Annotated in this window: 15 protein-coding genes and 1 pseudogene; 7 read left to right on the plus strand and 9 right to left on the minus strand. The window is 62.4% G+C overall.

Features of this window, described 5'->3' with window-relative positions:
- Window positions 1-8,673, minus strand: a complete 8,673-nt coding sequence (locus ACZ9H4_RS00855) for a hemagglutinin repeat-containing protein (protein WP_476118028.1) — start codon at window positions 8,671-8,673, stop codon at window positions 1-3.
- A 464-nt stretch (window positions 8,674-9,137) separates the two neighbouring features.
- Between ACZ9H4_RS00855 and ACZ9H4_RS00860 the strand changes: the two are divergent.
- The 3 genes and pseudogenes from ACZ9H4_RS00860 to ACZ9H4_RS00870 all read left to right on the plus strand — a co-directional run.
- Window positions 9,138-9,665, plus strand: a pseudogene (locus ACZ9H4_RS00860) (MFS transporter); the annotation flags it as partial.
- Window positions 9,666-9,756: 91 nt separating this feature from the next.
- Window positions 9,757-9,987 (plus strand): hypothetical protein, encoded by a 231-nt coding sequence (locus ACZ9H4_RS00865; RefSeq protein ID WP_476118029.1) that lies wholly within the window; start codon window positions 9,757-9,759, stop codon window positions 9,985-9,987.
- Window positions 9,988-10,004: 17 nt separating this feature from the next.
- Complete coding sequence (locus ACZ9H4_RS00870) at window positions 10,005-10,424, plus strand: hypothetical protein (RefSeq protein ID WP_476118030.1); 420 nt, start codon at window positions 10,005-10,007, stop codon at window positions 10,422-10,424.
- 48 nt (window positions 10,425-10,472) lie between these two features.
- On the opposite strand, the gene ACZ9H4_RS00875 is transcribed toward ACZ9H4_RS00870, so the two are convergent.
- Together ACZ9H4_RS00875 and ACZ9H4_RS00880 are read right to left on the minus strand one after the other, a co-directional pair.
- Entirely contained in the window at window positions 10,473-11,075 is a 603-nt protein-coding gene (locus ACZ9H4_RS00875; protein ID WP_408152006.1) for a cysteine hydrolase family protein, read from the minus strand.
- Between the two features lie 138 nt (window positions 11,076-11,213).
- Entirely contained in the window at window positions 11,214-11,696 is a 483-nt protein-coding gene (locus ACZ9H4_RS00880; RefSeq protein ID WP_476118031.1) for a GFA family protein, read from the minus strand.
- A gap of 90 nt (window positions 11,697-11,786) precedes the next feature.
- On the opposite strand from ACZ9H4_RS00880, the gene ACZ9H4_RS00885 reads away from it, so the two are divergent.
- Window positions 11,787-12,149 carry an HAD-IA family hydrolase gene (locus tag ACZ9H4_RS00885; protein ID WP_476118032.1) on the plus strand — a complete coding sequence of 121 codons (363 nt, stop codon included), beginning with the start codon at window positions 11,787-11,789 and terminating at the stop codon, window positions 12,147-12,149.
- 77 nt (window positions 12,150-12,226) lie between these two features.
- Here ACZ9H4_RS00885 and ACZ9H4_RS00890 read toward each other — a convergent pair whose 3' ends face one another.
- The 5 genes from ACZ9H4_RS00890 to ACZ9H4_RS00910 all read right to left on the minus strand — a co-directional run bounded on the left by ACZ9H4_RS00890 (window position 12,227) and on the right by ACZ9H4_RS00910 (window position 16,488).
- Entirely contained in the window at window positions 12,227-13,471 is a 1,245-nt protein-coding gene (locus tag ACZ9H4_RS00890; protein ID WP_476118269.1) for a citrate/2-methylcitrate synthase, read from the minus strand.
- Between the two features lie 108 nt (window positions 13,472-13,579).
- Window positions 13,580-13,972, minus strand: coding sequence for a VOC family protein (locus ACZ9H4_RS00895; RefSeq protein WP_476118033.1), 393 nt, complete (start codon window positions 13,970-13,972; stop codon window positions 13,580-13,582).
- A gap of 26 nt (window positions 13,973-13,998) precedes the next feature.
- Window positions 13,999-15,315 (minus strand): MFS transporter, encoded by a 1,317-nt coding sequence (locus ACZ9H4_RS00900; protein ID WP_476118034.1) that lies wholly within the window; start codon window positions 15,313-15,315, stop codon window positions 13,999-14,001.
- A 53-nt stretch (window positions 15,316-15,368) separates the two neighbouring features.
- The gene (locus ACZ9H4_RS00905; protein WP_476118035.1) at window positions 15,369-16,127 is read right to left on the minus strand and encodes an SDR family oxidoreductase; all 759 of its coding nucleotides are present in this window, start codon (window positions 16,125-16,127) and stop codon (window positions 15,369-15,371) included.
- A gap of 115 nt (window positions 16,128-16,242) precedes the next feature.
- Entirely contained in the window at window positions 16,243-16,488 is a 246-nt protein-coding gene (locus ACZ9H4_RS00910; RefSeq protein ID WP_408139580.1) for a hypothetical protein, read from the minus strand.
- On the opposite strand from ACZ9H4_RS00910, the gene ACZ9H4_RS00915 reads away from it, so the two are divergent.
- The gene (locus ACZ9H4_RS00915; protein WP_408139013.1) at window positions 16,405-17,367 is read left to right on the plus strand and encodes a 2-hydroxyacid dehydrogenase; all 963 of its coding nucleotides are present in this window, start codon (window positions 16,405-16,407) and stop codon (window positions 17,365-17,367) included. The two genes, ACZ9H4_RS00910 and ACZ9H4_RS00915, sit on opposite strands and share 84 nt — an antisense overlap.
- Window positions 17,368-17,737: 370 nt before the next feature.
- Entirely contained in the window at window positions 17,738-18,574 is an 837-nt protein-coding gene (locus tag ACZ9H4_RS00920; protein WP_408139015.1) for an EamA family transporter, read from the plus strand.
- A 30-nt stretch (window positions 18,575-18,604) separates the two neighbouring features.
- On the opposite strand, the gene pdxR is transcribed toward ACZ9H4_RS00920, so the two are convergent.
- On the minus strand, window positions 18,605-20,137 hold the full coding sequence (pdxR, locus tag ACZ9H4_RS00925) for a MocR-like pyridoxine biosynthesis transcription factor PdxR (RefSeq protein WP_476118036.1): 1,533 nt from the start codon (window positions 20,135-20,137) through the stop codon (window positions 18,605-18,607).
- A 123-nt stretch (window positions 20,138-20,260) separates the two neighbouring features.
- Here pdxR and ACZ9H4_RS00930 point away from each other — a divergent pair, with 123 nt between their 5' ends.
- Window positions 20,261-21,544: a 4-aminobutyrate--2-oxoglutarate transaminase gene (locus ACZ9H4_RS00930; protein ID WP_476118037.1), complete on the plus strand. Its 1,284-nt coding sequence runs from the start codon at window positions 20,261-20,263 to the stop codon at window positions 21,542-21,544.
- Window positions 21,545-21,588 lie beyond the last annotated feature (44 nt).

Consider the following 21,588-nt stretch of genomic DNA (forward strand, 5'->3'; position numbering starts at 1 on the left):
TCAGTTGGAATGGTTCGAAGCCGGACTTTTGACTGCACGACCGAGTGTCTGTCCTAAGGCCAGCGAGTTAAGTCTTGTCACAATCCCCGGCGCAGTAGTGATATTTTTCAGACTGTTGGGAACGCTAGCCCAATTGTACATTTGCGTCCCGAACATGCTACTCGCTGCACCATATGCAGCCGTTACGGCCAGACCTTCCAGCGAAAATCTATTAGAAAACTCGTTTGCAAAAGCACTTGGATTTAAGCCGCTGCTGGTTCCCGCGCCCACTGCCGTAATAAACGTATAAATAGCCGCTGAAGATGTGGCACCGGTCAAGGCGGCGGTTACCAGCGAGTACCCGGTCTGGGCGGCCTTGTAGGCGGCAAGCGCTTCGGGACCGAGAATCGCCGCCCCAACACCAGCCGCAGCTACCGAGCCAGCGATACCTACATCCCTCACATTGTCTTGGGCCGTGCTATTCAAGTCAGTTTGAGCCTGAATTGCCGCGCTCAACGTTGCATCGCTACACTGCGCGCCTGCCGGACAAACCTGCGAGACCAGACTCTTACGCTTGTCGTTACCTTGGTTGTACAGTTGAACTGCTGAGCCGGTTGCCGCGCCCGCCGTCCCTCCGACCAGCGCGCCACCAATCCCCGCAACAATGTTGGCAGAAATGTTGCCGAGCAACTCCGAGCCCGTTGCCGATTCAACACCCTTGGAGATGCTATCCAGTCCACCGGCCATCGCAGAGGAAAGGCCTGCGCCAGCCGCGCCACCGATAGCCCCGAACGCGCTGCCGCCACCGAGGCCGCCAATCAGCGCTCCGCCCACTACGTGCAGTGCAACCCGATTCGCCCCACCCTCATCCCATGAATCAGCCGTAGCCTTATCACCTGCTGCTAACGCCTCATCACGCTTCATGTCTGCATACGCGCCGACGCCCTGCGCGACCACCTGACCCGCCGCCTGCGCCGCATTCATCAGATCGGCCTGCTGCGAGAGCAGTGCATTCACATCCGGCGTCTTCGACACCGTTCCGTTGGTATCGGTCGTGTTCCGGCTCAGGTCCGCCACGTCCTGCGTCTGCTTCGCGCCATCTGTAATGTTGATCGTGCCCGCACCAATCGCACTGCGCGTCGTCGCGCTTTCGTCGACGTTTTCATTCTGCGAGATCATCGGCACGATACCGCCCGAGCCGCCGACCGAGCCCGGTCCCGATGCCTTGCCTGTCGAGCCGACGCCTGCGCCCCCGCTGAACCCGTTGCTCGTCGCGCTGTAGTGCGATTCGTTTTCGATGTTGTTGAAGGTCAGCGTGCCGGTCGTCAGGCTGTTCTTCGATGCGTCGGCATCGCTGGCAATCACCGCCCCTTTGAGGTCGGTGTTACCCAGTACGCTAACCTTGAATCCACCAGTGCCCGCGAGGATGCCGGCCTGTTCCTTAACCTGCGCATAGTTCGAATCGGCGTGGCCGTTCTGCGCGCTGAAGCTCGCGCTGCCACCGCCCTGGCTAATGCTGAAGCCGCCGCTGACGCTGCTCTGGTGTGCGGTGCTGACGGTCGTATCCTGCACACTCGCGACACTCAGGTTGCCGCCCACGCTGGCCGTCACCGTGTTGCCGCTTACGTCCGAACCGATGATGTTCGTGTCACCGCCCGACACAATCGACACGCTGTTCGCGCCTGCGACATGCGTGTTGTTCTGCATGGCGGCGTCGCTGTTCGCGTCGCCGTGCGCGTTAGACATCGACGCCGAGACGCCGAAGCCCTGCGTGCCGTACGACACGCCCACGCTCGCACTCGATGACGAGTTGGAACTGCGCGTCGAATCCGTGTCAGTCGTATTGACGAGATTGACCTGGTTTTTTGCCGCGAGCAGCACATCGTTCGCGCTGACGTTCGAACCTGCCACCGTGATATTGCCCGAGCCTGCCGTGCCGTCTCCCGTCGCCACAAAGGTGGTCGTACCGCCTGCCTGCACCGTCGAGCCGATGTGCGAAGTCTGGTCTTCGCTGGCGTTGCTTTTGCTCTGGTTCGTTCCGAAGCTCAGTTGCACGCCAATGCTTGGATTCTTTCCTGCCAGTGCCCCGCCTGTCATGCCTGCTACTGCAATCGCCGAGTTGCCCGCTGCTGCAAACGCGTGCAGGGCTGTTGCGCGCGAATCGCCCGCCCCGTTGCTCGCAGCCTCCGCCTGATTCACCGCGCTGTTGATCGCGTCTCCAACGCTGCCCGACAACCCGAGCGTGAACCCGCTCTGTTTCATCTCCTGCGAATCGTCGTGATGCGAGGTGTTGGTGGCCGCATCGATGATGACGTTGGCCGCCTTGCCGGTTACGTTTTGTGCTGCGATTACTTCGCTGCCCGTGATATGCAGGTCCTGACCGGCGCTCATTGTTACGCTGCCGTTCGTGCTGCCTACCAGACTGCCGTTGTTCGTGACGCTGCTGTCGTGCGTGGTGTCGTTTTCTTCACGCGTGCCGTAGTTGATACTCGCACCGCCGCCACTCATTGCGCCAAAACCGGACGCCTGCACTTCGTGCGTGGTGCTGCTCTGGCTGGTGTCCTGCGTCGTCGTGATATTGAGGTCGTGGCCTGCCGATAGCGTCAGGTCGTTCGTCGCGGCAACGGTTGAGCCGTTGATGTTCACATCATGCGTCGCGCTCGCCGCCACGGTGTCGCCCGAGACGACAGAGCCGACCGACGCCACCTGATGCGAGGTCGATGTGTCGGTAACCTTGTTGCTCGACAGCGCATTCGAATGGTTCGTCTGCGACCAGTGATCCGCGTCGTGCGTTTCCGTCACCGCGCCGATCGTCGTGTCACCCGTCGATTGCAGGGTGACTGCGCCGCCCGCTGCCCCGTTGACGCCGCCAGTCGTGACCGACGAGCCGAGGACAGCGAGATTACCCGTACCAGTCTGACCCGCCGCGAGTGTCGCGTTACCGCCCGCATTGATGCTGCTGCCCTGGGCGGTCTCGTCGTACGTGGAGTCCTTGTGGTGGGAGAGATCGCCGCCCATCGACTGGCCGTTATAGGTGGCCGTATCCTTCGCCGCTGTCACTGTCAGGTCGCCGCCCGCAACCAGTGTGGCGTCGCCGCCTGCCTGGACCTTCGCATCGGTGAGGGTCGTGTTGCCAGCAGAAACGGTGGCGAGGTTGCCGCCGGTCGTGATCGTGCTGCCCACGTTATGCGTCGCCGTGGCGTGCCCGCCGTTCAGGCCGTCCGTGGTGCCCACGTCCTGCGTGGCGGTCAGCGTTGTGGTGCCCACGTTGATATCGCGGCCTGCGCCAATCGTCGTATCGCCGCCGCTCTGGATCGCGGCTCCGTTGATATCAACATCGCGGCCCGCTGCCAGCGTCGCGCTATTGCTCGCGGAAATCGTGCCGACCGACTCAACCGCCATCCCGCTCGCGTTCGAGTAGAAGCCGGGCGTGCTGGTACTGACCGTCGCCTGCGCGGTCGTACTCTGGTCGACGATATCGCGCCCTGCGCTGACCACCGTATCGACGCCGCCAATGCGCCCGCCGATATTGGTCACGTCCTGCACCGCTGCGACAGTCGTCGCACCGCCGCTACCAATGACGCCGCGATTGACCACGCTGTTGCCGATGACGGTGGTCGCCACATCGCCCGCCACGTGCCCGCTATTGGCCACGTCACTGCTGGCGTTCAGGTTCACACTGTTACCCGCCACCAGCGCGCCGCTGTCCTGAAGGTCAACGGTATTGGACTGTGCCAGATAGAGTTTCGGCACCAGCACCGTCTGCTGCGTCCCATCGGGCAGCGTCACTGTCTGGTTCACCAGCCACACCATGTCGGTGGTGAGCTGCGCCATCTGCGCATCACTCAGCCCGATGCCAACGCTCAGGTTGAATGCCTGCGCATAGGCCACGCCGTTATTCATCAGCGCGGTGTACTCGTCCAGGTTGTCGGTATAAGGACCCAGGAAGGTGCGACCGGTCAGTTGCGTGACCTGGTTCATCACGAGCTGTTCCTCGTAAAGACCATCGCCGAGGCGCTTCTCCACCATCTGCGGATTCAGTCCCAGCGCGCCCAGCATGTAGTCGCTCGAAATGAACTTCGAGTAATTCGTGAAGCGCGGGTCTGTGACCACCAGCCAGGATGCGCCCGGTGCCGGGTGATACGTGTACAGCGCATTCGTGGGCAGCGTCAGGCCGGGGATGCCGTCGCCCGCGCTCCCCAACGTCTGCGGACGGTTGCCCGAGGCACTGGCGCTGCCCAGTTGCGTACCGGTTGCGTCGCCCCCGGATACGCCCGCGCCGGTCACTGTCTGGCCCACGCGATTCACCGACCCGATGGTGATGTCCTGTGCGTCGGTCTGGACGGTCTGGTTGGCCGTTGCAATCGCGGGGAGCGAAGCAACCGTGGTGGACGGTAGCGGCACCGTGGCATCGTTGATGCCATTCTGCGTATCATCGCTGTCGCCGGTCTTCTGGTGCCAGTAGAAGTCTGAAACGTCAGTTTCCGAGCCCGTCTGCCGGAGCAGCGTGCCGGTGTCGTTCACCGAGCCACCCGTCGCGCGGCGCACCAGGTCGCCACCAGCGGCCATCGTCGACGAGACATTGTTGATGCTGCCGCCGTCCGCGTTGACCGTCATCGTGCCCTGTGACTGGATCAGGGCGGCGGGCGTGGCGCTCACAAGCTGGTCGGTCGTCGTGGTCGTCGTGACCGTGCGGCTCGTTTCAACATAGTCGTGACTGTCAGAACCGAGGTCGGTGCGGATGGTCACGTTATCCGGTGCGATGTTCTTCGTGGGATCGAAGTCCGGATAGAAAGTGACCGTCACGGTGCCGTCGCTGTTCTGCGTCAGGCTCTGGTAATACTGGACCGCGTTATTGGTAATGGTGCGGGTATATTTGTCGGGCGAAGCACAGTAGGTGCTAAGGCACAGCCTGTACGTGTCCGTCAGCGGCGTGGTGAGCGAGAACGTCTGGCTGGTGGCGTCCACGCCCGTCACCTGCGACGCGGGCAATGTCACCACCAGCGGCTTCTTCAGAAAGCCGATTGCCGCACCGCCAAAAGCCTCCGCGAGGGTGAAATTCCATTGCTCGTAAATCAGGCTGCGGTAAGTGCCGAGTTCATCAATCGGAATACCCGCCGTCCAGAGCGTCAGCGTCGGTCCCGTGGTCGTAACGGGCGTGCCCGCTTCAGTCACGATGCTGGTGCGCTCGTTGGTGAGCGTGTGGGCGGCCACGTCGATATTGCCCGCCGCCTCGATGGTGGCCGAGCTGTTGATGATCGTGCCGGTCTGGTCCGCGAGCAGGCCCGTGGAATCGCGCGCGCTGTCGCGCGCCAGCTCCATGTTGCCGCCGCTGTAAATGAGTGCGGCTTCCGCGTTCGTCAGCGAGTTGACCGCGTAGATGCCAACGAACGTCGCGCCCGCGATCACCGCCTGCGCACCCGTGTTGGTCACATCGCCTGCATTGAGCGAGACCGTGTTGCCAATGATTGCGCCGGTGTTGTACAGCGCGGCGCTGCGCGTCGTGACCGCATCGCCTTCGATTTCACCCGCGTTCGAAATACCGCCCGTCGCGTTGACGGTGGTGGCCGACGAATTCATGTCGGCCCCGGCCGCGTTCACGATGTTGTCCGCGTTGACCGTCAGTGCATTGACCGCCCCGAGTGCGGCGGTGTTGGTGAACGTGCCCGTCACGCCGAGCGTCAGATTGTTGTCCGCGTGCAGGGCGCTCGTCGCGTCGTTGGCGAAGTCGCCTTCGAGCGCGAGCGTAAGATCGTGGCCCGCCGTCATCTCGCCGCTGCCCGCAAACGCGCCGCTCACGCTGATATCGCGGTTGGCGCGCACGGCGCCGCCCGCGTTCGACAGGGACGCCACCGCGAGCGTGACATCCTGGCCGCCCTCGATGGTGCCGCCGTCGTTGACTAGCGTCGCGCCCGGCTCGTTCACGGTCAGCGCCGTGCCGCCGTACAGTCTGCCGCCCGCGTTATCGATCCGGCTTGCGACGTTCAGGCTGGCGGCACCACCAGCCACAACCTGGCCGTTGCCGCCGTTGGCGAGCGACTGGCCGCTTAGGCCCAGGTCGCCGTTACCACCGAGTACGCCGCCCGTGTTGGTGATCGAATCAGCCGCGGTGACGGACGTTGTACCCGTGCCTGCATTCGTGATCGAGCCAGAGGTGTTGTCGATACTGGAACCGGATACGGTGAGCGTGCCATCCGCGCCGTTCGCGGAAATCACGCCGCCCACGTTTGCAATCGCGCCGTCTGCGTTGACCACCAGATTGCTGCCGCTCTGTACCGAGCCCGCCGTGTTATCCAGCGCGCCTTGCGTGGATACCGTCAGGCCGTCTGCGCCGTAGATCTGTCCAGCGTTGCGGTTGATGATGCCGCTCGTGGCGCTCACGCTCGCGGCCCGTTGTGCGGAAAGCGTACCGCCCGTATTGTCGAGCGCAGACGCACTGGCCTGAAGTGCGCCGTTCGTCACGATCTGGCCCGAAACATTCGACGCCGTGCCCGGTGTCATCACCGAAAGCGTACCGGTGCCCGCGTGCCGGATCGAGCCGCCGTCATTCGTGAGCGCCTGGCCACTGATCGTGAGGTTCTGCGCGTTAGTGGCAATCGCGCCGTTGGTGTTGTCGAGCGCACCGCCCGCGCTGACCGTCTGGTCCGCCGTGCCTGACTGCGTAATCGAGCCACTGCGATTTATGAGCGCGCCTGCGCTCGACACGCTCACCTGATCGCCGCCGATCTGGCCCGAGGTGTTGTCAATGGACGCGCCCGAAACCGTGGTGTCTGTTGCCGAGAGCTGGCCGTGTACGTTGGAGAGCGTACCCGTGGCCTGCGCACGCAGCGAGCCGCCTGCCGTCAGGGAGCCGCCATCGTTACGGATCGTCTGTGCGGCGAGCGTGGCATTGCCGAGCGCGGACGCCATGCCGTTGTTCGTCAGCGTATCCGCTGTCAGGCTCACGTCGCCGTTGCCGCCGATGACGCCGCCCTGGGCACCGCTCGCAGTCGTGCCCGATGCGTTGACCAGCGCCCCCGTCGTGTTCACCGTCAGACCGTCGCCGTTGAGCGAGGTGATACGTCCGGCCGTGTTGTCGAGCGAACCGGCGTGAATGGTTTCCTTTCCGGCCGCCTCCAGCACGCCTTGGGCGTTATCGAGCGCACCCGCCGTCTGTACGGACAGCGTGCCGCCCGAAATCACATTGCCGCCTGTGTTCGTGACCTGCGCACCGGAGAGTTGCATGTCTGCCGTGCTGCCGAGCGTCGCGCCGCTCGTATCGAGCGTGCCGGTTGCTGTCGCATTGAAACCCGCGCCCGCCGACGCCGTCGCGCCCTTCAGTGCGAGGTCGCCGCCCGTGGCGCTGAGGCCGACTGAGGAGCCCGCAGACAGTTCACTGCCTGCGAGTTCCAGCGCCACGCCGTTAAGCGTGAGCTGGCTCGCCGCGATTGTCTGTCCGGTCGCGGACAGCGTGCCTGCGGCGGTAACGCTCAGATTGCCGCTGCTGCCGAGTGTGTCGTCGCTGTTGATACCTGCGCCGAGCAGGCCCGTCGAAGCGACGCTTCCCGCTGTCACGGCAAGGTCCTGTTGGGCGGCCAGTTTGCCGGAGTTCGACAGCGCGCCAGACGTGGTGAGGGTGGTATTCTGCTGCGCGTACGTCGTGCCACTATTATCAATGCCGCCCGTCGCCGACACGGCCATGTTGCCGCTCGCAGACGTCTTGCCAGTGAGTACCAGTTTGCCTTGCGTGGTGAGCGTCAGGTCTCCGGCCTGGGCGGCGATGACGCCCGCATTCGAGACACCAACGCCGTATTCGTTCGACGCCAGAACGATGCGATTCGCGTACATTCCGCCAAGCTGGCTCACATCGATGGACACGCCCGGCGCGGCGCCATCGCTCGCAATAGGGGTGGCCGCGAGCGTATCGTGACTGACCTGATTTGCGCCCGTGATCACGTTCAGATTGTTGGCGTAAATGGCCGCATTCGCCTGCACGGCGCGGGCGATTAAATCCACCTGATCGATATTGCCCGCGTTCAGGCCAGCACCCTGCACGGTAATATTGCCACCGGCCACGTTAAAGCCAGTCAGGTTGCCGCTGGCGTCAAGGATCGGCGAGCCTGTGGTCAAAATCCCTCTGGTGGTATTAATAAAGCCGCCACCGTCAATCACAATGCCAGAGGCGTTCGCCACGACCACTTCGGCCTTGCTTCCTGCCACCTCCAGAAAGCCGCGTAGCTGGCTGGGCGAATTGCTGTTAACCTGGTTAAGAATGATCCGCGCCGACTGTCCTGGCAGCAGATTTGCATTGCCGTTCACCATGCCCGCCTGCTGCGTCTGCACGATCGTCGGCGAGTTGTTCAGGATCACACCGGCCTTCGGCACATCGAACTGAGAATAGGTGTTCCGGGATACGCCAGCCCCGCTTGGGCGATTGATGTTCACTTGGGCAATGCCGTTCGCAGTCTGGGTGACGGTCGGCGCATGCGCGCCCGCCGCCGTGACCTGTGCATCAACCAGGGAAGGAATCGCGCCAAACAGCATCAGCGCGGCAAACGCCGCGTGCCGCATTGAGAATAATGAAATGCGCCGTGCTGAGTGGTGACCGTTGGTCTCACCCGAATCTGCCTTCCCAATTGCAGTAGCGGTTTCTGCGACGGCAACCAGCATGCCCCGGAGTCGGCTGAACACCAGCCTGAAAATGTTCTTGTTCACTCTTTCAATGCACAACTTACTTGGTCGCTGGGAAATTAACCCACCCGCGACGGGCAGTTAGTCAACAATTGTCAGATTCGAGGTGTATTCACCACACTTCGGAAAACAGGACACGTCCAATCGAATTTACTCGCTTGATTCATGAAATATCGATGACGCGCGATGCATCATCGCTCCGTAGAGGTCACTTTTCCGACAGACTTTCCCCATTATGAAATTAGTCATGCTTAGTAATGAGATCATTCAGAAGCTGAATATTGGCCACCGATCATGCAAAGCGACTTGAAATGACAATTCCTGATATTTACCGTGCATCAGAACGGCATTCTTTGCCATCTGAAAAGTGACCTATCCCCGCCCGTCGCCTGGCAGCAAGAATCGCGACAGCCAGGACAGCAGAGAACAGCGCGACACAACCTACCGCCACGTACAGATAGCCGGGCGGTCAGCGCAGCTACGCTGAGTACGGCTTCATGTTGCTGATGATCGCCAATGCATGCGCTATCGTGGGTTCGATCGGCGGCGGTTTGCTCAGCGACCGGATCGGCCGCAAGCGCGCCTTGTTGCTCGCGTCGGCCGCGACGTTCGTGATCATGATGTTCTATTTTCAGGTGCTCGCCACACGGAGCTTCGTGCCGATGGCCATTGCCATGGGTCTCTTCATGGGTTTCACCCAGGTCCAGACGGGGATTCAACCGGTCGCTTTTGCCGAAGTGTTTCCGACCAATGTCCGCTATTCCGGTTCGGCGCTTGCTTTCACTAGCGCGAGCCTGTTCGCGGGCGGCCCGATTCCAGTCGTTGCTACGTGGCTGCTGCATCTGGGCAACGGCTCGCCCTGGGCACTCGTCGCACTGGTCGCGGCGCTCAATATTCTGTCGTTCTGCATGATCGCAATCGGACCCGAAACCGCAGGCATCGACATGAATCGTCTTGATTCAGCGGCTGAGATTGCGGGCGAACATGAGCCTGTCTCGCGGCCGGCCACCTACTGATCCTCCTGCGGGAAATGCGCCTCGCGCGCATTTCCCTGAACGGCGTAACGCACAGCCTCCCTCTTCCGAGAAGCAACCAGCGAAAAAGCAGATGACCAACGAAGCAACCGGACTGCTCGCGATCTGGAGCACGATCGCCCCCGAATCTGAAACCGACTACATCCATTGGCTCACACGGGAACACGTTTTCGAACGTGTGAGCGTACTTGGCTTTCAATCCGGCCGGGTCCTGAAACGACGCGGCAGCAGCCCGTCGGAGTATGTGATGCTCTACGAACTCGACAATGCCGACGTAATGTCGAACTCTGGCTACCTCGAATGACTGAACGATCCGACTCCGTGGACACGACGAATCATGCCGACACTGGAGAAGTTCCGTCGGGGGGAGGCGCCATTCCCGCGCAAGGCGGCAACCCCGCCGGACACGGTAGCCGAGTTGCGATCGCTCGCTTCGAGGGCGCTCTGCCGGATTCACTGCGCGCCGATCAAGGACAGGAACTGGTAAACACGTTGGCAAGTAGCGATTGGATTGCGAATGTCCAGATAATGGCCGTGAAGAACGAGGCGACGTCGATTGCCACACAGGAAAAGTCCATGCGCCGAAGTTCAGAAGGACAATTCGCGGGTCTGCTCCTGATCGAAGCGCTCGATTGGGATTCGCTTGATCGCGCGATTACGCTCGCGAGTGAAGCGGGCGATATAACGCCCGACAGCCTCGCTTCATATGATCTTGTTTTCGTCTGTACTGCGCAGCAGTAGATTGCGACGCTTTGGCGAGGCTTTGGGTGCCGTCACCGAATCGCTACGCTAGCCAAGGAGCAACAAGGCATCCGCGAGCGAGAGTACTGTCGTGCGCGAATCGAACGCCGTAGAAAAAAGATGCTCGTGCACGATCTGATCCGGGTCGTAGCAGCAATCCTTGACCGTGAACAGGCGGAAGTCCGCATCGCTCGCGTACGCAACCGACGAGAGCACGACACCGGTCGACGCTATGCCCACCATGAGCAGCGTATCTATACCTTGCGCGGACAGCCGAACCTGCAGATCGGTGCCAAAGAACACGCTCGCACGATGCGCGATGATGACCGGTTCGGTGGCCTGCGGGGCGAGTTCCGGCGAGATCTGGTCGTCGATGAATAGACCCAGTTGCTTGATCCCCTGCCCGTTCCTGTTCAACGGACTGACTTCCGGATAGCCCGGGCTAAAGTGGATCCTGGCGAAATAGACGCTGACACCTTTGGTCCGCGCAGCATCACATAGCTTGCGCGTATTGGCTATCAACGTGGGCGCGACCGATGGAAATAACTCGAGAATGTCGGTCTGATAATGCATGACCACTAAAGCGGTTTGGGCTGGAACGATCGCTGGAATCTGCATGTTCACGCTTTGCGCCGCGGCGGCGCCTCCCATGCCTTGTTGACGATCTGACGGATCGACGGATTCAGATTTGATGCGTGGCCGACATCGAGGCTACGCGACAAAGAAAGCTATTCGACTCTACCACGGCCACCATGACGTGAAGCATCAGGGAAATGAACCGCGGCAACCTTAGCCGATGCAATCAGCGGCGAATCGCTCGAGCGTCTGTTTGTGGAGAGCTTGCATCTTTGATTGTGTCAGCAAGGGCACCCTTCCCAAATGCTGGGGAATCTCCGCTTGGTTGCCGTCCAGTTGATGGCGTTCAGACGTGAATTGAACGAATTCGGCCTTGAACCGCGAGGGATCATCAAGCGTTCCGGCATAGATGGTCACGATTTCCGGTGCGTGATGCGGCGTGCCAAATAGCAGGCTGCCACAATGTGCGCAGGAATTGCGCGTTGTTGGCATCCCGCTGCCGCCGATCATCGTATAAGCCTTGATTTCTCCTTTGAATGAAAAGTCCGCGGCTTTCACTACGACAACAGGCAAGCCGGCCGAGCCTGAAGCGCGCTGACAATCCCGGCAATGACAGATGAGCTGCGCGAGTGAGGCGCCCCGCGCTTCGTACTGCACGGTGCCGCAAAGGCAACATCCCGTCCAGGGACTTGACATGGATCTTCTCCAGTTGACGTGATCGTGCGATTCGTTTGTCGGGATGTTGGGACGCTATTCCTTTACATCGCGTGCGCACGCCACGAATCAATGTCCGCCAACCTTTCGGTGCTGGCCTTGGCAGCGGAGATCTCAGCCCGATGCCGTATCGCCGTGCTGACTAACAATCCGCAACTCGTATCGACACACATTTCTTTCTTGTGCCCCGAAATCGCCGAACTCTTCGGGGCCAACGTGTTTGCATCGGCGTCGTTCAGGGCAGCGAAGCCATCTGTGCACGTGTTTCACGGATGCCTTGAGGTGTTTGGGGTAACGCCAGCCGAAGCTCTTTTCATCGACGACCTGGCAGTCAACGTGACCGGTGCACGTCGACCCGGGCTTTACGGGCATACATTCACTTGCGCTCAAACACTTGCCGATGAACTTTGCGGATACAGTCTGTTAGACCGCTGACATACGGTGGTGCACGTCACACTCCAGAAGATGAACGTGGTGATTGATGCCAAGCGTGAGCCCAGCTCAGCCGCCCTTCAACGCTCAACCACCTTAAACACCCGATTCCTGTCCAAGGTAGCCGGATCAAGCGCACTCCCGCGATCTTCCGCCGGTAGCGCGGAGTCCATGTCCTCCAACGCGCGCCCGGTATAACGACCTCGCGGCCGTATTACCTTGCCCACCCGCAACTGCTCGATAGAATGCGCAAGCAGCCCCACACTGCGTGCCGTTGCAAACAGCGCGAACGACGCATCGCGCGGCAACTTCAACTGCGCCGCCAACGTAGCCAGCGCAACGTCGATATTCGGCTTGAGCCCGGTCAACGCCACCACCTTGTCGATGAACGACGTGATCTCCCGCGGCGGACCCAGTACTTCGAGCAATGCGCTCGCCCGCGGATCGCCGTCCGGATACAGGTGATGCCCGAACCCCGGAATTGGAATAGCCGACTGCAAATGATGGGCAACGACCTGATCCGCACCGAGTCTTCCGACGTCGTCGAATACCGCCCGCACGCGCCCTGACGCATCGCCATGCAGCGGCCCGGAGACCGTCGCGAGTCCCGTGAGCAGGCACCCTGGCAACGATGCACCGGTGGAAGCGGTAATCCGGGCGGCGAACGCCGAACTCGTCATCTCATGGTCGGCCACGAGAATCATGGCCCTGCGGATGAGTTCGGCACCGTCGCGGTCCTGGCCCCAACCGAGCGCGAGCCGTTCATGCGTCAGTCGCGCAGTCGTGTCACATTGCGCGCCGAACGCTTGCGCAATGAGCGCCACGAGCCGGCCGGCCTCGACATGCAGTGCGCTGTCGGTGCGTCCGAGGGTCGAGTGCCCGCTGGCCGCGAGCGCGGCCAGCGATGTGAACGCGCATTGCCTGCCGCGTTCGTCACCCTGCAGCGGCAAATCCCCGCTGTCGAAGGAAACGGACGCACGTGCATTCCAGAGAATGGCGGCCACGTCCTCGAGCGTCGCCGTTTCCGCAAGCCGGATGGTGTCCCGTCCCCGGTAATACGGCCGCCCTTTCGAAAAGGCGGTGATGCTGCTGTAAATGCAGGGCTCCGCGCCGAATATCGTCCCGGCGGCGAGCGCCTCGCGCTTGCGCCCCACCTGCTTCTTGCGGCACAAGCCGGCGACGTCCTCGGCACGATAGAGACTCTTGCGCGGGTCGTGCGGATCCGGCATGACGGCGATCGTGCCGCGACTGACGTAGGCATAGATGGTCTGCGGGCGCACTCCGAGTTGTCGAGCCGCTTCAGTCAGAGTGATCCAGTTTTGCATGGGGTGGCAAGCGCGGTGATGCGGTGGGACGGAAAGCGTGGCAGTCACGATGCGGATCGCGCCTCGCAAGCGGGCGCGATCCGACTCAGCTTCAATACTGACGTCTTTTCAGGTAAAAGTCATCTCCGCGGGCCGCCGCTCCAGTATTTCGACGAGGATGTCACCCGGCGATCGCACGAAGCATGCTCTTACACCGGGCCGAACCTGTTTGACGGGCTCGACGATTTCCGCGTCGCAATCCAGCAGATGCGCGAACGCGGCATCGAGATCATCCACGGTCACCCCGAAATGATCGATGCCCTGCTTGCGCTCGCCGTGAGCCGGCCGCGCGATCGGCGCGTCCGTCACCGGTGTGATGAACAGGTTGATGCCGCCGATTCGCAAATCCACTCGCCCCGGGCGCCGCACGATCTCGGCGTTCAGACAGCGCGCAAACCATGCGGCGGTCGCCTCGGCGTCCGCCGAACACAATTGCAGATGGTCCCACTTGAATTCAATCATTCGATTTCACCGGAAAGTCAAAAGCATCACAGTTCGATGCGGGAAAGCTTCCCCAGCAGCACGGAGTACGAGAGCGTGCCGAGCAGGCATATCGCGCCCATCAGGTTGAGGGCCCAATAGAAGTGGCCGGTGTGCTGGGTGATGTAGCCGATCATGAGCGGCGTGGTGACGCCCGCGATATTGGCTGCGAGGCTGGTGATACTGCTGGTCAGTCCCACGTACTGTCGAGGTGCGATTTCAGAGACCGCGGCCCACGACATGGACCCGACGCCCTGCGCGAAGAACGCAACGGTCAGGATGGCGATCACCACCTCGTTCGACTCCACGAAATTCACGAGCACGATCGACGCGCCGAGCAACGTGCCGATGATGAGCGGCGCTTTGCGCGCGGTGGAAATCGACACCCCGCGCCGGATGAAAAAGTCCGACAGGGAGCCCGCAGCGAGAATGCCGATTGTCGCACCGATAAAAGGCAGTGCCTGGAAAATCCCGACCTTGATCATCGACATGTGACGCGCTTCGATCAGATACGTCATGAACCACGTGGTGAAGAAGACCAGCAGGGTGTTATTGCAGAACTTCCCGAGGCAGATGGCGAGAATCTGCCGATAGCTGAGCAGCTTGAGCGCCATGCGCCAGTTGAACTTCTCGCGCGGCTTGCGCGCCGCCGTGGAGTCTTCATTGATGTATTGCATCTCGGCGGCATTCACGCCCGCGTGGCGATGCGGATCGCGATAGATCCAATACCAGATCAGACTGAACAGAATGCCGAAGCCGCCCGTGACGAAAAACACCGTACGCCAACCGTACGCGGCGGATATCCACAACAACAGGCCGGTAAACAAGGGCGTTCCGATGTATTGCCCCATCACGTAAACGCTGGTGGCGAAGCCGCGTTCCCGGGCGGGAAACCACAACGTCACGGCGCGTGCGTTCGAAGGAAACGCGGGTGCTTCCATTGCGCCGGTGGCGAGCCGCGAGCCGAGCAGCATGTGATAACCGGTCGCGAGGCCTTGCGTCAGCGTGGCGAACGACCAGCCGACGAGAGACAACGCATAGGCGAGGCGCGAACCGAGAATGTCGGTCAGCACGCCGCCGGGCACGAGCGCGATCGAATAGGCGACGCCGAATGCCGCGAACAGCTCGCCCATCTGCATCTTGTTGAGCGAGAGGCTCTTCGACAGGCTGGGCGCAACGATGCCCAGCGCCGAGCGGTCCACATAATTGAGGATGGTTGCGACGAGCAACATCGAGAGCACGACGTAGCGGACCCTCGTGCGTTTCGTGGAATCCGCGTACGCCGGGTTTCGCGCCGACAATGTTTGTTCCTCTACGACTTTCATCGGTGTCTCCATAATACGAGCCTGCTGTTTTTTATACTTGGCGCAAGGTCAACTTATCCGCGGCCGACGAACGGCATCGCGCTCGCCATGATGGTCATGTTGAGCACATTCGCTTCGAGAGGAAGACTGGCCATATGAACGACCGCATTCGCAACGTGCGTCACATCCATTCTCGCTTCAGGCGCCATGCGGCCGTCCGCCTGCAGTACGCCGCGATTCATGCGTTCCGTGAGTGAGGTGGCCGCGTTGCCGATATCGATCTGGCCGCAGGCGATGTTGAATGCACGTCCGTCCAGCGCGATCGATTTAGTGATGCCGGTGACCGCATGTTTTGTGGCTGAATAGGCGATCGTATGCGGCCTGGGCGAATGAGCGGAGATCGATCCATTGTTGATGATGCGTCCGCCTTGAGGCGATTGCGCTTTCATCAAGCGATAGGCGGCCTGAGCGCACAAGAAGACGCCGGTCAGATTGGTGGCCACGACATCGTTCCAGAAATCGACTTCGTAGTCTTCGAGCGGCACGGCCCCCGCGTTACGGCCCGCGTTGTTGAAGAGCACGTCGAGCCGGCCGAATGCCTGGGCGATTTGCGAAAACGCGTGCTCGACCGATGCCGCATCGGCAACGTCGGCCTGAAATACTTGTGCTTCTCCACCGGCCATACCGATTGTTTCCTTCGTTTCCAGCAGCGGCTCGGCTCTGCGCCCAATCAGCGCGACAGCGAATCCGGCATGCGCGAGCGCCACGGCGGCAGCGCGGCCGATACCGGAGCCGGCGCCCGTCACAGCGGCGAACTTCTTCGATGCAGGCATTTCACTTCCTCCCGACAATTCAATTGAACATGGAAAGAGAGTTGCATCCACGTCAGGGGCGAGCAATCTTGATTCATTGAATCAACATCTGAGCGCCCTACCGATGGGGACCGCATTAGGGTTTTCCTGATGCGCACGTTGCCGGCAGCGAGCCGCAGGGTACGTCGCGGCGAACAGGAGACGAATCACGTTCGATAAGTTGATTCATCGAATCAACATTGACGGCCTCGTCCGCGGTTTCGTAGTCTCTCGACGTCTGTTCATCCAAGGAAAAACCATGCCGGAAAATCACCGCACCAGGCTGTTGATTGCGCGTAAGGTCCCCACAGCCGTGGCGAATCGCGCCGAGACCGAATTCCATGCCTTCGTGACCGAGTCCGATATGGACTCGTGGTCTGTCGTCGACTTTTGCAAGAAGCACGAGGTGCCGGCCGTACTGATCGGTAAAAAATCCGGTTTGCAGGCGGAACACATTGCCGCGCTGCCCTCGACGGTCAAGATCATCGCGAACGCGAGCGCAGGCTTCGATCACATGGATGTGGCCGCCGCCCGCGAAAGAGGCATCGTCGTCACCAACGCCCCCGACGCGTTGACCGAATGCACCGCCGATTTCTCCATGCTGCTCGTGCTGGCGGCCTGCCGCCGCGCGTCGGAATACGAGCGAATCATGCGTAACGGCTGGGGCAAATCGTTCGGCATGACCGAGATGCTCGGTACGCGGGTGAATGGCAAGACGCTCGGCATCGTCGGATTCGGGCGCATCGGCCGGGCGGTTGCGAAGCGTGCGCAGGGTTTCGGCATGCGCGTGATCTACACGGACATCAGCCGCGCGCCGGCGTCGCTGGAAAATGGCGCGGCGTTTTACGCGAGCCTCGACGACATGCTGCCGCACTGCCAGGTGCTGACGCTGCACGTGCCGGGCGGCGGTGTCCCGCTGATGACGAGCAAAGAGTTCCAACGCCTGCCCAAGGGCGCGGTATTCGTCAACGCGGCGCGTGGCGGGCTGGTGGACGAAAATGCGCTCCATGAAGCGCTGACGTCGGGGCATCTGTTCGGCGCGGGTCTGGACGTCTACCGGAACGAGCCCAATGTCGACAAGCGCTTCGCAGAACTCGACAACGTATTCCTGACGCCCCATATGGCCAGCGCCACGATGGAGACCCGTGACCAGATGGGTTTTACGGCGCTGGACAACGTCGCGGCGGTGCTGGATGGGCGGGCCGCCTTGAACCCGGTCTGAGGCTGGGCCGCTCTCAAGATCAGAGCCCACGATGCGCGAGTGGCGAGAGCTTGTCTCGACCACTCGCAATCGCAAGCCGCAATGAGCAATAGTGGCCCGGGTGGCCGAGGCGCTCTGGTGAAGCGGCGCGGACAATGCGCGGCGCGAGCATCGCCAAGCCCCCGCCCACCTCGCCGCAACCGCCGCCGCACCGCGACACCCAAGGCCCGACACCCGCAGCCTCACCTTATCTCACGCCATAAATCGCCGCGTTTCTCCACATAAAGCCCCTTCGCTTTAGTCGTCCACTCCTGCATTCCGGCGTTCTGCTGGAATAATCACGGGCTTGCGGCCGGGCTCCCGGTCTTTCCTCCTCCTTCCCTGGTAGTCGATGGAACCCTTTGTCGTCCTGCTGGTGCTGTTCTCCGCGCTGCTTCACGCCACCTGGAACGCGTTTCTGCATCTCTCCGAAGACCGCATCTGGGTGCTCGGCATGATGGCGATACCGTATGTGGTCATCAGCGCGATCGGCGTGATCGTGCTGCCGATGCCCGCGCCGGCGGCATGGCCGTTTATCTTCGCGTCGGCCTTGCTGGAGTGCGGCTATCTGCTCGCGCTGATCCGGGCGTACCGAAGCGGCGACTTCGGCCAGATCTATCCGATTGCGCGCGGCCTGTCGCCGATGCTCGTGTTCGTCGGCGCGCTGGTGTTCGCCAACGAGGCGCTCAAGCCGCTGGCGGCGATCGGGGTGGCGCTGGTATCGCTCGGCATCGTCTCGCTGGCGTTTCGCCGCGGCATGCGCTTTTCCGGCGAGAGCGTGCCGTTCGCGCTGCTGACCGGACTCTTCATCTCCACGTATTCGGTGGTCGACGGCATCGGCGCGCGCGTAGCGGGCAACGGCCTGAGCTACATCATGTGGGTCTATCTGATCTGGAACATCCCGCAGTTTCTGCTCGCCTGGCATTGGCGCGGCGGCGCCAAGGGGCTCTTCATCGGCCGGACGGTCGTGCTCAAGGGCATCACGGCGGGCGTGCTCGCGCTGGCGGCGTATTGCCTGATCATCGAGGCTTACCGCTATCTGCCGATCGCGATGGTCTCGGCGCTGCGCGAGTTGAGTTCGATCTTCGCGGTGCTGATCGGCTGGCTGTTCATGCGCGAGAAGCTGACCGCGCGGCGCATCGTGGCGTGCGCACTGGTGACGCTCGGCGCTGTGTTGATACGGATATGACGGGTGTCGGCGATGCGTGGCGCCCCACCCTCACGCAAACTGCGGCAGTGTCGCGTCGATCGCCTCGGCGAGCGTGTCGAAGGCCGGCGCGATCTCTTCATCCGGCACACACGCATAGCCGATCAGCAACCCCGATGGCGCCAGCGACGGCTGCGCGTAATACCCCGACAACGGCCGTACGATGATATTGCGCGCCAGCGCGGCGGCCGCCACGCGGCGATCATCGCTGCCCTCGGGCAACTGCATCACCAGATGCAGACCGGCATCACCGCCCACCGCCGGCAACGCATCGCCATAACGCCTCGACGCGGCGTCGAGCAATGTCTGCCGGCGCTGTCCATACAGCGTGCGCATCCTGCGAATATGCGACGTGAAATGCCCCTCGGCGATGAACTCCGCGAGCATCGCCTGTTGCAGCAACTGGCCCTCCCGATACAGCTCCGCGCTCGCCGTGGCGAAGCTCTCCGCGAGCGCCTCCGGCACGACCAGATAGCCGATGCGCAACCCCGGAAACAGCGTCTTGCCGAAGCTGCCCACATAAATCACCTGCCCCGACGTATCCAACCCTTGCAGCGACGCGAGCGGCCGGCTCCCATAACGGAACTCGCTGTCGTAGTCGTCCTCGATGATCCAGCATTGATGCTGCCGCGCATATTCGAGCAACATGCGCCGCCGCGCGAGGCTCATCACCATGCCGAGCGGATACTGATGCGACGGCGTGACGAGCATCAGCTTGGGCGGCTGCGCGAGATCGTCGGCGCAAGGTGCGATGCCTTCGACGTCGACGGCAATCGGCCGCGACTGCAGGCCGGACACATGCAGCACGCTGCGCACGCCCCAGTAACACGGGTCTTCGGTCCAGATCACGTCACCCGGATCGGACAGCAGGCGCACGGCAAGATCGACCGATTGATGAATCCCGGTCGTGATGATGATCTGCTCGGGCGTGCAACGCACCGAGCGTGAGGTGCGCAGATAGTCGGCCAGCGCGTGACGCAGCGCGGGCAGCCCGCCGCCCGGCGCGTAAGTGAGCAGGTCCGGGCGCAGCCTGCGCCAGTACTTGTTGTGCAGACGGCTCCACACGCGTGCCGGAAACTTCGTGACGTCCGGCACACCCGGCATGAACGCGCCCCACTGACGCTTCGACACGCCCGCGCCCGCGATCAGCCGCGCGCCGCGCGTGGACAGCGCGCGCGTCGCGGGCTGCGGCAATGGCGACGCTGCGCCGGCTGGTGTCGAAGCCGCACCGCGCGCCTGCGCCGGGTCGGCATCGGGCGCGCCGACGATCTCGTCCGGCGCACTATCGGCGACAAACGTGCCGCGCCCGGTCGCCGAACTGACATAGCCTTCGAGCACCAGTTGCTCGTACACCTGCGTGACGGTATTGCGCCCGATGCCCAATTCCTGCGCGAGCAGCCGCGACGACGGCACCTTGCTGCCCGCCGGCAATTCGCGCGACAGGATCGCCTGCTGCAACAGCCGGTGCAACTGGCGATAGATCGGCTGACCGTTGCCCCGGTCCAGACGCTGCGCCAGCCAGTCCGACAGCACGCTCGTGCGCATGATTGGCTCCTACATTTTTATTGAAATGGCTCTGAAGTTAAGGGCCAAATCTCATTATAGTCGCTGCATGTGCCGCGCCGTGGGCGAGGCGTCCGCGAAAAACCGGGAGCGAAGGAGATGACCATGAAGAATGCCGAACTGAAGAGCCGCAAGGACGCCGCCACGCCGCGCGGTGTCGGCGTGATGTGCGATTTCTATGCCGAGCGCGCCGAGAACGCGGAGCTGTGGGACATCGAGGGGCGCCGCTTCATCGACTTCGCCGCGGGCATCGCGGTGTGCAACACCGGCCACCGTCATCCGAAGATCGTCGCGGCGATTCGCGACCAGCTCGATCATTTCACGCACACCGCGTATCAGATCGTGCCGTACGCGTCGTATGTCGAACTGGCCGAGAAGATCAATCAGCGCGCGCCGGGCGACTATCCGAAGAAGACCGCCTTCTTCACGACCGGCGCCGAAGCCGTCGAAAACGCGATCAAGATCGCCCGCGCCGCCACCGGCCGGCCGGGCGTCATCGCGTTCACCGGCGCGTTCCACGGTCGCACGCTGATGGGCATGGCCTTGACCGGCAAGGTCGCGCCGTACAAGAGCGGCTTCGGGCCGTTCCCGTCGGACGTGTTCCATGCGCCGTTCCCGAATCCGCTGCACGGTGTGAGCACCGCCGACTCGCTGAAGGCCATCGAATTCCTGTTCAAGGCCGACATCGATCCGAAGCGCGTGGCCGCGATCATCTTCGAACCGGTGCAGGGCGAAGGCGGTTTCTATCCCGCGCCGGTCGAGTTCGTGCGCGCGTTGCGCAAGCTGTGCAACGAGCACGGCATCCTGCTGATCGCCGATGAAGTGCAGACCGGTTTCGCCCGTACCGGCAAGCTGTTCGCGATGCATCACTACGACGTGGTGCCCGACCTGATGACGATGGCCAAGAGCCTCGCGGGCGGCATGCCGCTGTCGGGCGTGGTCGGCCGCGCCGACGTGATGGACGCGGCCGCGCCGGGCGGTCTCGGCGGCACCTATGCGGGCAATCCGCTCGCGCTGGCGGCGGCGCACGCGGTGCTCGACATCATCGACGAAGAGCGGCTGTGCGAGCGCGCCACGGTGCTCGGCGAACGCGTCAAGGCGAAGCTGAACGCGCTGCAACGCGACGTGCCGCAGATCGCCGACGTGCGCGGGCCGGGCGCGATGGTGGCGGTCGAGTTCTGCAAGCCGGGCGGCACGGAGCCGGACGCGGACTTCACGAAGCGCGTGCAGGCGCGCGCGCTCGAACGCGGGTTGCTGCTGCTGGTGTGCGGCGTCTACTCGAACGTGGTGCGCTTCCTGTTCCCGCTGACGATTCAGGACACCGTGTTCGACGAAGCGATGGCGATTCTCGAAGGCGTGTTGAAGGAAAGCGTGGCGGTGGCGGTTTAACGGCGGCTTCAAGGCCTGCTTCAAGGCCTTTTCCAGTCTCCGCA

This window comes from Paraburkholderia sp. TE9906 (assembly GCF_056279605.1).